Below are 13344 nucleotides of genomic sequence, written 5' to 3' on the forward strand. Positions count from 1 at the left end.
ACTTTCAATACAAAAAGGTAGGGAGCCAGTTGCTCTTAGAACAGGCTTTCCTGGACATACACGACATCGTCGACGCGCAGCAGGTCGTCATGCTTGACCGGCAACACTTCCATCTGGCCGGCCGCATTGCGGCGCTTGACACGCACGCCGCGTTCGGTGCCGCGCAAGGTCAGGCCACCACCCACGGACAAGGCTTGCAGCACGGTCATGTTGCGTTCCAGGCGGAAGGCGCCCGGGCGCTGCACTTCGCCGTAGATATAGAAGCGCGGCGCGCGTTCGACATAGATGATGTCGTTGCCGCCCACTTCCGTGTCGCCCTTCAGGTCGCCGTTGCGCACGATGTCGAGGATATCGGCCACCTCGCGCGTGGCAGTGCCGCCGCGCTTGCGGATCACGGTGATCTGGTCGGCGCCATCAGGACTGACGCCGCCGGCCATGGCCAGCATGTCCATCACGCTGCGCTTGCCTTCCACCGGATAGCGGCCCGGGCGGTTCACCTGGCCCAGCACGGACGCCTGCTGGCTTTGCAGGCTGGTGACGATGATGTTCACTTGCGCCTTGCGCAGGAAGCCGCCGCTTTCGAGCAGGCCGCCCAGTTTCTTTTCCGCTGCCGAGGTGGACAAACCGCCGATCGCTACCGCGCCCACCAGCGGGAAGGTGATTTCCCCCGCTTCGCTGACGCGCGTCTCCAGGCCCAGATCCGGGTTGCCGTAGACGGAAATTTTCAGCACATCACCAGCCCCGAGGGGGACATCGGCTGCACCGGCCATGCCTGCGGCGAGGGCCAGGAAGGCCGCCATCATCCAGTTTGCGAGTCGTTTCATGATTACAGATTCCCGTTGGTAGATTGCTGATGTTTAACTACTTGTTGATACGTCACTTATTTCAAACCCGCTACGCCGCGCTCGTTGGCTTCATGCGCGCTGTTCGCCGGCGCCGCTGCCGCTGGTGCCGCCGGTGCACTGGCCGAAGCCGAGGCCGCTGCATCCTTGTTGAAATACTCGATCTTGGCGCTGGCGCGCAGACGCTTCAGCTCGGCTTCGGCCGCATCCTTGTTCTTCTTGTTGGCCAGGAACTGTTCGATCTGCGGCGCGGCCGCGTCCAGGCCCACCGGGCTATCCTTGATATCGGCCAGCGCGATGAGCAGGCTGCGCTCGCCTTCGCGCACGATGAACAGCTGGCCCTTGGGCATCGACTGCAGTTTGCCGCTCAGTTCGGGCGCCAGGTCGGCGCTGGTGCGCGACACCTGGGTGCGGCCAAACGCGATCTTGTGTTCGTCGAGCCATTGCGCCACATCTTCCAGCGACTTGGCGCGGTCCATGACGGCCTTGAGTTCATCGTTCAGCGCCGCCGTCGGAATGACCAGCTCGCGCAAATCGAATTGCTTGCGCTGGCTGAAGAACAGGGGGTTTTTCGCGAAGTACTCTTCCACTTCGGCCTTGCTCGGGCGGGTGGCCGCGCCGATGCGTTTTTGCATGTATGCCTGGGCAACGATCAGCGCCTTGGCGCGCTCGATGGCTTGCATGACTTTCGGATCGCGGTCGACCTTTTCCTTCGCCGCTTCGTTCTGCAGCAGCTGGCGGTCGATCAGCGACTCGAGCAACTGCTTGCTGGCCGCGGCCTGCTGCGGCGCCTGCACGCCGGCCCGCTGCAACTCTTCATTCAACTGCAGGACGGTGATTTCTTCGCCGTTCACGCTGGCCAGCGCCTGGCCAGCCTTTTTTTCCTTGTTGCCGCAGGCCGACAGACCGGCGGCGGCCAGCAGGACCAGGGCGGCGCACAACAGACGTGGCGCGGGACGGGAATGAATAAAGTGGTTCAAGCGAGCTCCTTCGGATGACGGGTATGACGGCTGGAAAAATCCGGCGCGGCGTGCTGGCTGCATGGCCAGGCTGCACTGCTCAGATTCCTCCGAAAAATAGTTATTCGTCAAATAATTAATAATATTGTAAACATAATACACACAATGCATGACGACAAGCAAAATATTTGCTTAAAAATCTACTAATGAGATATAAAAACAACTATTTCCGCAGTCTACTTCATTGCAAAAAATTATGTATTGCACGGTACAGACTGACTTTAACAATGATAGTTGGCGCGTGCCGTCCCTGACGGCTGCCCGTCAGGCTGACGCTACGACCGGCAGGGGCAAGGCCGGATACTGCACCCTTCGTCGGACCCTTTCCAAGAGGAAAGTAATGGCGCATGGCCGGCACGACTCGTGGCAGGGTGAGCGCGGAGTGGTCGCGTGATGCGCTGGTGCTCTATGCTGGTACTCTAAAGATGCTCCATTTTAACGCGTATTGACTCCGTGCAAAGTATATTCAAACGCTATTTTTTCCTGCAGGCAGCATACTGGCGCTCAATGGGCGTTCTCGCGCGCCAGCACCACTTTCACCGTGCGCGCGATAATCCACAGATCCAGCCACAGCGACCAGTTGCGCAGGTAATCGAGGTCGAAATGGATGCGCGCCTCCATTTTGTCGAGCGTTTCCGTCTCGCCCCGCAAACCGTTAACCTGGGCCCAGCCCGTGATGCCGGGCTTGACCTTGTGGCGCAGCATGTAGCCCTTGATCAGCTTGCGGTACTGCTCGTTGTGCACCACCGCGTGGGGACGCGGACCGACGATGCTCATGCGGCCCTGCAGGACGTTGAGAAATTGCGGCAGCTCATCGAGCGAGCTGCGGCGCAGGAAGGCGCCGACGCGCGTCACGCGCTGGTCGTTCTTGGTGGCCTGCACCACCGTATCGCCGTCTTCGCCCACCGTCATGGAACGGAACTTGTAGACGACGATCTCTTCGCCATACAGGCCATAGCGGCGCTGGCGGAAAATCACCGGCCCCTTCGAGGTGCTCTTGACGGCGATGGCGATGACCAGCATGACCGGCAGCAGCAGCACCTGGATCACCAGCCCCAGCACGATGTCGCTACCCCGCTTGACCATGCTGTTAAAGCCCGTAAACGGCGATTCGCGGATGGCGATCACGGGCATGCCGCCCACGTTGTCGAAGCGCGCCTGCATCAGGTCGAAGATATAAATATCGGGCAAGAAATACACGGAAGCCGTCGTATCTTCAAGCTCGTCGAGCATCTTGCGGATGCGCGGCTGGGCCGAAATCGGCTGACTGATGAAGATCATCTTGATATTGTGTTCGCGCACGTAGGTGGCGATATCGTCCATGCGCCCCAACATCGGTTCGCGCATTTTTTCCGGCCAGCGGTCGTCCGTGCGGTCGTCGAAGAAGCCATGCACCTGCATGAACAGGTTGGCATTGCGCTCGACGGTGGCGGCAAACTTCAGGCTCGCGTCATTGGCGCCGATGATGACCACCGAGCGCACTTCGCTGTCGCTGTCCGGACGCAGGCTGAACCTGCGCCCGGCCAGGTGCCCGGCCAGCAGCACGAAGGGCGTGAGGACAAACCAGGCCAGCACCACCTCGGTATCGAAATGATAGGCCAGGCCCGTGGCCGAGCCCAGGAAGATGAGGATCAGCGCGACGATCGTCCAGCCGACGAGAATATCGCGCGCATACGCCAGCATGCGGCCGCTGCGCCAGGTACGGTAGGGGTCGACGTGCTGGTACACCGTCGACGAAATGAAGACGGCCAGTATCATCAGCACCAGCGTATAGCCGGTGAATGGCGAGCCCGACAAAACCGTCATCAGGTACAGCAAGCCCATGATGATGATCGGGTCGAGGACGCGCTGAAAAAACGAAATCAGGGGTATATCATTGACAGTCATGTTGATCTTTAAAACTGGACGCTGCCATTGAAGGAAATGCCCTTGGCCCGATAGCTGCCGCTATCGATGATGGCGACGCCTTCGCGCCGCTCGTGGAACAGACGCACGCCAAGCTGGATTTTCCGGTGCGGCGCATACGTGGCGCCCAGCGATGCCGTGCGGGTGGTGTCGCGCCCGTCGCCCGGCAGCACCAGGCCGCTGATGGCGGCGAAATCGCGTCGTTCCTTGCGCAGCAGCGCATCGACGCGCACCTTCGACGTGGTAGCCCATGAAGCGCCCAGGCTGGCGCCCGTGTTCAGGCTGCTTGTCACCAGCGAATTGTCGACGGAACCGAATTCGCGCCAGACCATGCCCGTGAAATTGACTTTACCCAAAGGCTTCCAGTACATGCTCAGCCGGCCATTGGTGCCGCTCTCATCGCGCCCGACCAGCAAGTTGTTGCGGTGGCGCACCCAGCCACCAAGGAACTCCAACTGCGTGTTGCCGCTCAATTCCCAGAAGACATTGGCCTTGATCTCGTCCTGGCGATAGCCGTTGCCGTACACACTGGCATCGAGCGCGCCGCGGTTCGGATACTTGCCGTTCAGGTGGCGCAATTGCAGGCCGATGCGGCTATTGCTGGGCGCAAGGTAGTCGACGCCGAACTCCGTCGCATCTTCCGTCCAGTTGGAAAACGCTTGCGACGGCAAGTCATACGAGTAGCGGTCGCGCGACAGGCCGCCGCGCACGCGCCAGCTGGGGTGGAAGCGCCAGGCGCCATTCACGTACTCGCGGCGCTCCGTGCGCAGATTGCGCACAGAGCTCTGGAAGTCGCTGAACGGCGTCAGGGTCTGCGAATAACTGGCGCCCACATGGCCTTCGAGGTGGTTGGCGATGTGCCACTCCAGGTCGGCCAGATAATCCTTGCCGTCGTAGTCGAACTGGCTGAAGCGGTTGAAGCTCACCTTCGACCACTTGGCCTGGCCCGTCAGTACCTGGCGGCCGATGGGACGGTTGAACAGGAAGCCCGCCTGCAGCATCCTCGACGTATCCGAACGGGGACCGGAAAAACCGGGCACGTCGTCTGGCAAGCGCATCAGGTTGTCGTCGTACGAATACGAGGTGGCAACGAAAGGCTTGATGGTGTCGCTGATGTCGGCCAGGGCGGCGCCGCTGGCCAGAGTGCCCAGGAGGAACAGCGCAGCCGGCAAACGCGGGCTGGCCATGAAGGCTGCGGCAACGGCTTTTTTACGCAAGGAATTCAACATGGTTTTGTCTTTGAAAGATCACACAGTTGATAGGCAATACTACCAGTAAATCCAATGCCCACCAGAAATAATCCAGAGCCCCAGCACGCCGTTCGTCACGCCATGCGCGAGGATAGGCGACCACAGGGACTGGCTACGCATGTACAACAAACTATATGCCGCACCGGCCACCATGCCGGCCAGCCACAAATTATGCTCAAAGCCAAACAGCAACACGCTGATGGAGAAGGCCTTGGCGCTGGCCAGACGCGGATCGGCCCGCAAAAAATCCGGCTTGTCGATCCAGCGCAGCAGGAAGGAACGCCAGAACAGCTCCTCCATCACGGGCACCACCAGCGCCGCGCCGGCGATGCGCAGCACCACCAGGCTCCACTCGATGCGGCCATCGGTGCGGGGATCGAAGCCGTCCGGATTGCCGATGCGCATCCAGCTGGCGTCGAGATTGATCCACAGCAGAAAAACAACAACACCGCTGACCAGCGCTCCGAGAATGGCACGCGCGCCCAACGGCGTCCACAGCAATTCCGTGTAACTGCGGCGCCAGTACAACAACAGGCCCAGCACGACGGCTATCTTGACGGCGTACAGCCAGCGCAAGTCCTGCGCGGCAACGCCCAGGCGGCCGAGCACGTCGGCAATGACAATGAAGGAGAGATAGGCAAGGAATGGCGCTACCCGGGGCAAGGCGGCGCGGTCAAACATGCTGCTGCGCACCGGAGGTGGAACCGCGCACCGGACGCGGTGGTCCGGAGCGCATGTTTTTCATGACAAACATGCATCCCCCGATGTAATAAATATAATTATATAATTATATCAAGCTGAACCGTTGCCGTGGCAAATAATCCTGACTTAATTACAACAGGGTATGCAAAAAAGCATCAACTATTGGTGCGCGCCTCGATCAGTTCCCACTTTTCCAGCGCTTCCAGCAGTTCGCCTTCGATCTCGGCCACGCGCGCGTTCAGGCGCTTGCCTTCGGCTGGCGTCTTCTTGTAGAAGTCCGGGTGCGACAGTTCGGCGGCCAGCACCGACTGCTCATCTTCCAGCTTGGCGATCAGTTTCGGCAACTCATCGAGCTCGCGCTGTTCCTTGTAGCTGAGCTTTTTCTGCTTGGCGGCCGGCGCGGCAGCCTCGACCTTCACGGCCGGCTTGCTGGCGGGCGCCGTGGCGATCGGCAAGGTGCGCACGCGCTCCCAGTCCGTATAGCCGCCGACGAATTCGCGCCACTTGCCCTCGCCTTCGGCGACGATCACTTGCGTGACCACGTTGTCGAGGAAGGTGCGGTCATGGCTGACGAGGAAAACGGTGCCGGTGTATTCTTCCAGCAACTCTTCCAGCAATTCCAGGGTATCGATATCCAAGTCATTGGTCGGCTCATCGAGCACCAGCACGTTGGCCGGCTTGGCGAACAGGCGCGCCAGCAGCAAACGGTTGCGCTCGCCACCGGACAAGGACTTGACGGGCGAACGGGCGCGTTCCGGCGCGAACAGGAAATCGTTCAAATACGTCATCACGTGACGGCGCTGGCCATTGATCTCGACCCAGTCGCTGCCTGGCGCGATGGTTTCCATCAGGTTCGCCTCTTCGTTCAGCTGCGTGCGCATCTGGTCGAAATACGCCACTTGCAGCTTGGTACCCAGGCGGATGCTGCCCGTGTCCGACTCTTCCTGGCCGAGGATCATCTTCAGCAAGGTGGTCTTGCCGGCACCGTTGGCGCCGATCAGGCCAACCTTGTCGCCGCGCAAGATGGTGGCGCTGAAATCCTTGACGATGACCTTGTCGCCATAAATCTTGGAAACGTTTTCCAGGTCCGCCACGATCTTGCCCGAGCGTTCGCCGGCCGAGACGTCCAGCTTGACTTGTCCCTGCTGGTCGCGGCGCGCATTGCGCGTCAGACGCAGCGCTTCCAGACGGCGCACGCGGCCTTCGTCACGCACGCGGCGCGCCTTGACGCCCTTGCGTATCCACACTTCTTCCTGCGCCAGGAACTTGTCGAACTTGGCGTTTTCCACTTCCTCGATTTCCAGCTGCTCCGCCTTGCGGGTCTGGTACGCCGTGAAGTTGCCCGGATACGACAGCAAACGGCCGCGGTCGAGCTCGATGATGCGCGTGGCAACGTTGTCGAGGAAGGAGCGGTCATGGGTAATGAACAGCACGCTGCCCTTGAAGTCGCGCAACAAGCCTTCCAGCCACAGGATGGAGCTGAAGTCCAGATGGTTGGTCGGCTCATCGAGCAGCAGCACGTCAGGCGCCGACACCAGCGCACGCGCCAGCGCCACGCGCTTTTGCATCCCGCCGGACAGGGTTTTCATGGCCATGTCGCCCGTCAGGTTCAGACGGTCGAGTACGGTTTCAACCTTGTTCGGCAAGCTCCACGCATCGGCCGCATCGAGTTTGACCTGGATGTCGTGCATGCGTTCCATCAGTTCGTCGTCATTGCCTTGGCCAAACTGACCCGTCAGCGCATCGTATTCCTTCAGCCACGCCTGCGATTCGCCCATGCCGGAAGCGACGGCATCGAACACGGACATGTCCGGGTCGAATTGCGGTTCCTGCTCCACATACGCGATCTTGATGCCTTGCTGCATCACCAACAAGCCGTCATCGAGCTTGAACTTGCCCGAAATAACCTTCAACAGCGACGATTTACCCGTGCCGTTACGGCCGATCAAGCCGACCCGCTCCGTGGTTTCCAGTGAAAATTCCGCGTGATCGAGCAGCGCGACGTGACCGAACGCAAGTTGCGCCGATGAAAGAGAAATGACAGCCATAATGAGTAAGAGTGCTCGGGCGCCGTCTCGCGCACACCGCGTGGTGTGCAAAACAGCCGCCGATTGGATGAATGAAGCACGCATTGTACCGATAACTCGGACTTCAATCGCCATCGACCAGTAATTACCGCCTGGATGATCACAGGCTGCCGACGCGCGTTGCGTGGAAACGTGGTGTCGCCAGCAGGAATCGAACCTGCATTTAAGTCTTAGGAGGACCTTGTACTATCCATTGTACGATGGCGACACGCGCAGCGGCATTATACAGGCTAGTTCCGGCCATTGACAGTCCGGCAATCGGGCGCGTGCGTGGGGCCGGCGCCTCAGTGTCCTGCCACCTGGCGCAATGGCGCCGGCAACGCAGGCGATGCCGAAGGCAGCAAGGGCAGGATTTGCTGCGCCGCCAGATCGTGCGCCACAGGGTTCCAATGGCCGTCCGCCGGCAGGAAATCCATGCGCTCGCGCTGTTGCTCCCAATGGCGCGCGAATATGGGCTGCATGTCCACCACCTGATAGCCATGTCGTATTGCACTCTGGATAAAAAATGTGCGATCACCGGCTTTCCAGTTCGGCACCGCCTTCCGCGGCGCATACAGCATGTTCCGGTCAGCATCGACCACGAAGATAAAGCGCGTATCGTCAGCGCCGCCCAGCGCGCGCAATTGCGTCATGTAGTATTCAAGCGCGGCAGCGCGGCGTGCATCAGGCGCGCCGGCGGCCAGCTCCTGTGCCGCGCCAGGGGGACTGCGGCGCAACTGGCTCATCAACCAGTCAGGAAACTTCAAGTTGTAATAGATATAACGGACCAGGGCCGAATAGGAAACTAGCTGCTTGACCTTGGACTCGACATACGGGACGTGCACCAGTTTGATATTGTTTCCCTCGCTGACAAACATGCTATGGCCCCGCTGTGCTGGCGCCAGGATGTCCAGCATGTCCATCGGCTCGACAAACATCACCACCGTGCGCGGATGCAGCTGCGCACGCGTATAACGCAACACTTCCAGCGCATCGGCAAACCCGTTTCCCGAGGCGGAGGCGGCATACACGCCGCCGCCCAGTGTCTGAGCCAGCCGGCCTTGCAGGGTTTCCGGATACTCCAGCATCAAGCTTTCGATAAAGCTGTCGCCGATGACAAGAACGGCCGCACCATCCTTAAAATCAGGAGAGTTGGTAAAGCCCTGCCGATTCGTCTTGCCATGCCGGGCATTCGCCAGCGCCCAGCCGTGCGAATACACGTAGTCCTGCTGCGGCAGATAACGGGCATACGGGCGCTGCTCGCTGCTCTGTTCCATGCGCAGGCCGGACACCACCGGCAGGCATTGCAGCAACGCTTCCAACACCAGTGCCGTACCCAGGACACCCAGGCCTATCGCAAATATAGAGCGCATATGATTTATCAGAAATTAAAATACAAGAATTCAGAAACGCCACGCGTCTCACTAATTGCCAGCAAGACCAGGCACAGCATCAACATGGCCCCCAACAGGACACTGCCCCGGTCACTTTCCAGGCGCTGCTCCGTCGACACGCGCAAGCCTCGCCCCAGCAGCTCATACACATTCGGCATGAAAAAAATGATGGCGGCACAGACGCCCAGCCACCACAGACAGGAACTCAGCTGCATGATGCGGTTCACACCCAGCATGCTTTCCTGCATGGCGGGCGTCAGCGTGCCGCCGCACATGGCCTGGAGCACATCCAGCGCCGCGTCGATGGAACTGGCGCGAAAAAAGACCCAAGCCAGCACCACGGCAAAAAAAGTCGCCAATGCGCCGCCAGCGCGTACCACCAGGTTGCTGCGCTGGCCCAACAGGTGGCGCAGCGCATGGTTGACGATGAGATAAAAGCCGTGCAAGCCGCCCCATACCACGAAGGTCCAGTTGGCGCCGTGCCAGAGTCCGCCCAGCAGCATCGTGATCAGTAGATTGCGGTAACGCAAGAACCCGCCCTTGCGGTTCCCACCCAGGGGGATATACAAATAATCGCGCAGGAAATTGGACAGCGTGATGTGCCATCGGCGCCAGAAATCGATGATCGAGGTCGCCTTGTATGGCGAGAAAAAGTTAATGGGCAAGATGATGCCGAACATATAGGACAAGCCGTAGGCCATGTCGCAGTAAGCCGAGAAGTCGAAATACAGCTGGAAGGTATATGCCAGCGCACCGGCCCAGGCCTCCAGCATGCTCAAATGGGCGTGATGGAGGTCGAAGACGGGAGCGACGTAGCGCGCGATCCCATCGGCCAGAATAACTTTCTTGAACAAACCAACCGTGAAGAATGCAAGGCCGACGATCAGGCGCCCGCGACTGAAAACATGCGATTCGGCCTGCACGAACTGCGGCATCATCTCCTTGTGATGCAGAATGGGACCAGCGATCAGGTGCGGAAAGTAGGTCACAAATAAACCATAGCTTTCTGGCTGGTAATCCTTGACTTTTCCGGCGTGGCAATCGACGAGGTAGGCGATTTGCGTAAAGGTGAAAAACGAAATGCCAATGGGCAAGGTAATCCCCAGCGGCTGAAATGGCGCTCCCGTCAAGGTGGCAACATTGCTGATCACAAAATCAAAATACTTGAAAAACACCAGCAGCGACAAATTGAAGGCCAGTCCGGCCCACAGCCAGCGCTTTGCCTCGCGCTTGCGCCCCGTCTCCTGACGCTTCGAGACGACTCGGCCAATAGTGAAATTACAGCAGATTGACAACAGCAGCAGCGGCAGGTAGGCGACGTCCCAGTAGCTATAGAATGCAAGCGAGGCCAGCAACAGGAAAATTATGGATAGCCGCAGCGAATACTTTGAAATGAGAAAGTATCCCAGCAACGCCAACGGCAAAAACACCAGAAAGAACGGAAATGAATTAAATAACACGGCGCGATTCCATAAAGTTGCTTACACGTGACGCTTCGGCGACCAGCAAGCGCAAGTCTAAACGCTTGATGCCGATATTTGTTTATTATTATTTTTAACATGAGGATGAGACGAGTTCTTGCCCGCACGACGCGCCATCATGCGCCGCACGGCCGCAATCACGCGCGCCATCGCCGTCAGCCAGTCCTGCGCACCATGTTCCTGTTCCGCCGCACTGTCGATCCCGTAAAAGCGTTCTGTCTTACTTGACACGCCTCGTTGCAAACGGCGGCACGCTCAATTTCCTGTGCCGCACGGTAGCTGCACCGACAAGCAACAAGCCGGCCAGCAACAGCTGCAACATCGCCGGCTCAGGCACGGCGCTGACGCTAAATACTTGCATGGCGCCAAACGTGACGTTGGGATAGGAGCCGTACGGCGTGCCATCGAGCAAGCTGGCGCCAAAGATGCCATTGACCGGGTCGATGTAGGAGTAGCGCGAAGAAATGCCGTTCGTGCTCAGGTCCGCCGACATGCCCAGGTCGGCGCCGATGCCGAAGGTGGGGCCGGCGTTGATGTCATTGAAGGTCTGATACGACCCCACCGAGTCCAGCGCATAGGTTTTCGGCGTTTGCCGGAAATGCTGGCCCGAAGTCAGGTTGAAGATGAAGGCCGTGCGGTCGCGGTCTTCCGGCGTCATGTTGTAGTTGCCCGACGAATTCCAGCTTTGCGGGTTGTAGCCGCCCACCAGCCAAGTCTGGCCGGCGCTGTTGCTCGCCTGCATCACGGAAAAGGTGCGTCCCCTGCCGTCGGCAGCCAGGTGAAAATCGCGCGAGGTGTCGCCCGCCGACTTCGTGTAGATGGCCGTCAGCGCCAGCGGACCTTCGCCCAGCCAGGCGGACAGCTGCGCTTCCTGCGCGCCGTTGAGCAAGGATTGCGCCGACGCGGCAGGCACGGCACCAATGCACAGCAAGGCGCCAGCGAGCAAGGTGACGGGCTGCACCGCCTTGATTTTCAGCATGATTTGTTGTTGCATCGCTCCCCCTGTGTAGTTGCCGCGAATTTTCGGCATATCAATATAGCACAGGGTGATATATTAATTGCATTAATTAATTTCAATTGAAATGCAGTTAATGCAATGGTTTTCTGCCACCATCATGGCGGCAGCACGGCCGTCACCTCGATTTCCACCCTGGCGCGATCCTCGATCAGGCCGGCCACCTGCACGGCCGTCATGGCAGGAAAATGCTTGCCGATCAGCTCGCGGTAGGCTACGCCGATTTGCGGATACGCCGCCACGTATTCCTTCTTGTCGAGCACATACCAGTTCATGCGCACGATGTGCTCGGGCAAGGCGCCCGCCTCGGCCAGCACGGCGACGATATTCTGCAGGGCCTGGCGCACCTGTCCCGCAAAATCGTCCGTATGGAACTGGCCCTGCGCATCCCAGCCTATCATGCCGCTGACGTACACCGTGCGTCCGCTGGCGGCCACGCCATTCGCATAGCCGCGCGGCCTGGCCCATCCCGGTGGTTGTAAAACTTGCATATTGCTTTCCTCGTTGTTGATGCGGGTCATGCGTCCGCCGCCTCGCGCAGCAATTCGCGCGCGATGATCAATTGCTGTACTTCGCTGGCGCCCTCGTAGATGCGCAAGGCGCGAATTTCGCGGTACAGGCGCTCGACCGGATGGTCGCTCACCACGCCCATGCCGCCGAACAGCTGCACGGCCGCGTCGATTACCTGCTGCGCCGTTTCCGTGGCTGTCAGCTTGGCCATTGCCGCTTCCTTCGTCACCTTGCGGCCCTGGTCGCGCTGCCAGGCGGCGCGGTAGGTGAGCAAGGCGGCCGCATCGATGCCGGTGGCCATCTGCGCCAATTTTGCCTGCGTCAGCTGGAAGTCGGCCAGGGTCTGGCCAAACATCTGGCGCTTTGTCGCGTGGCGCAGCGCTTCATCGAAGGCGCGCCGCGCAAAGCCCAGCGCGGCGGCGGCCACCGACGTGCGAAACACGTCGAGTGTCGCCATGGCCACCTTGAAGCCCTGCCCCGCCTCGCCCAAGCGCTGCGAGACGGGCACGCGACACTGATTGAAACGCAGTCGCGCCAGCGGATGCGGCGCGATCACGGCGATACGCTCGGCGATTTCCAGCCCGGGATTGTCGGCGTCGACGATGAAGGCGCTGATGCCGCGCGCGCCGGGCGCTTCGCCCGTGCGGGCGAACACCACGTAAAAATCGGCGATGCCGCCGTTCGAGATCCACGTCTTTTCGCCGTCGAGCACATACTCGTCGCCGTCGCGGCGCGCCGCGCACGCCATGGCCGCCACGTCGGAGCCGGCCTGCGGTTCGGACAGGGCAAAGGCGGCGATGCGCTTGCCGCTGGCCACGTCCGGCAGATAGCGCGCCTTGTTCTGCGCGCTGCCGAACAGGCCGATGGCGCCGGAACCGAGTCCCTGCATGGCAAAGGCGAAATCGGCCAGGCCATTGTGGCGCGCCAGGGTTTCGCGCATCAGGCAAATGGCGCGCGTGTCGATCTTGCCATCGGTGCCGGTGGCGTGCGCGAGCCAGCCACCCTGCCCCAGTTGCGCCACCAGCGCGCGGCAAGCCGCATCGACGTCGGCACCATGCGCGTCGTCCAGGTGCTGCGTCGCCCAGGCATCGAGCTCGCGTTCGAGTCCGGCATGATGCGCCTCGAAAAATGGCCAGTCCAGATAGCTCATGTCACGCATG

Annotated in this window: 12 protein-coding genes and 1 tRNA gene; all 13 read right to left on the reverse strand. The window is 60.2% G+C overall.

Going from position 1 to position 13344, the window contains the following annotated elements:
• Positions 1–35: 35 nt before the first annotated feature.
• The 13 genes from epsE to HWE17_RS09915 all read right to left on the reverse strand — a co-directional run bounded on the left by epsE (position 36) and on the right by HWE17_RS09915 (position 13343).
• Positions 36–824, reverse strand: a complete 789-nt coding sequence (epsE, locus tag HWE17_RS09855; protein ID WP_176388651.1) for a polysaccharide export protein EpsE — start codon at positions 822–824, stop codon at positions 36–38.
• Between the two features lie 56 nt (positions 825–880).
• Positions 881–1822: an EpsD family peptidyl-prolyl cis-trans isomerase gene (locus HWE17_RS09860; RefSeq protein ID WP_255206183.1), complete on the reverse strand. Its 942-nt coding sequence runs from the start codon at positions 1820–1822 to the stop codon at positions 881–883.
• Between the two features lie 543 nt (positions 1823–2365).
• Positions 2366–3748 (reverse strand): undecaprenyl-phosphate glucose phosphotransferase, encoded by a 1383-nt coding sequence (locus HWE17_RS09865; RefSeq protein ID WP_099401013.1) that lies wholly within the window; start codon positions 3746–3748, stop codon positions 2366–2368.
• Positions 3749–3756: 8 nt separating this feature from the next.
• Positions 3757–4995, reverse strand: coding sequence for an XrtB/PEP-CTERM-associated polysaccharide biosynthesis outer membrane protein EpsL (epsL, locus tag HWE17_RS09870; protein ID WP_176388653.1), 1239 nt, complete (start codon positions 4993–4995; stop codon positions 3757–3759).
• A 39-nt stretch (positions 4996–5034) separates the two neighbouring features.
• Positions 5035–5697 carry a CAAX prenyl protease-related protein gene (locus HWE17_RS09875; RefSeq protein WP_176388654.1) on the reverse strand — a complete coding sequence of 221 codons (663 nt, stop codon included), beginning with the start codon at positions 5695–5697 and terminating at the stop codon, positions 5035–5037.
• Between the two features lie 176 nt (positions 5698–5873).
• Positions 5874–7766: an ATP-binding cassette domain-containing protein gene (locus HWE17_RS09880; protein ID WP_176388655.1), complete on the reverse strand. Its 1893-nt coding sequence runs from the start codon at positions 7764–7766 to the stop codon at positions 5874–5876.
• Positions 7767–7938: 172 nt separating this feature from the next.
• Positions 7939–8013: transfer RNA gene (locus HWE17_RS09885), tRNA-Arg, on the reverse strand.
• A 76-nt stretch (positions 8014–8089) separates the two neighbouring features.
• Positions 8090–9106, reverse strand: coding sequence for a hypothetical protein (locus tag HWE17_RS09890; protein WP_176388656.1), 1017 nt, complete (start codon positions 9104–9106; stop codon positions 8090–8092).
• A 59-nt stretch (positions 9107–9165) separates the two neighbouring features.
• Complete coding sequence (locus HWE17_RS09895; RefSeq protein WP_035825799.1) at positions 9166–10638, reverse strand: MBOAT family protein; 1473 nt, start codon at positions 10636–10638, stop codon at positions 9166–9168.
• 57 nt (positions 10639–10695) lie between these two features.
• A complete protein-coding gene (locus HWE17_RS09900; protein ID WP_152598871.1) occupies positions 10696–10890 on the reverse strand; it encodes a hypothetical protein in 195 nt (64 codons plus the stop codon).
• Entirely contained in the window at positions 10880–11653 is a 774-nt protein-coding gene (locus HWE17_RS09905) for a PEP_CTERM-anchored TLD domain-containing protein (protein ID WP_235211809.1), read from the reverse strand. The genes HWE17_RS09900 and HWE17_RS09905 overlap by 11 nt, the downstream gene beginning before the upstream one ends.
• Positions 11654–11772: 119 nt before the next feature.
• The gene (locus tag HWE17_RS09910; RefSeq protein WP_035828787.1) at positions 11773–12165 is read right to left on the reverse strand and encodes a RidA family protein; all 393 of its coding nucleotides are present in this window, start codon (positions 12163–12165) and stop codon (positions 11773–11775) included.
• A 26-nt stretch (positions 12166–12191) separates the two neighbouring features.
• The gene (locus HWE17_RS09915) at positions 12192–13343 is read right to left on the reverse strand and encodes an acyl-CoA dehydrogenase family protein (RefSeq protein WP_176388657.1); all 1152 of its coding nucleotides are present in this window, start codon (positions 13341–13343) and stop codon (positions 12192–12194) included.
• Position 13344: the final 1 nt, after the last annotated feature.

Origin of the sequence: Janthinobacterium sp. BJB401 (genome assembly GCF_013372745.1) — a bacterium.
Classification (GTDB): domain Bacteria; phylum Pseudomonadota; class Gammaproteobacteria; order Burkholderiales; family Burkholderiaceae_D; genus Janthinobacterium; species Janthinobacterium rivuli.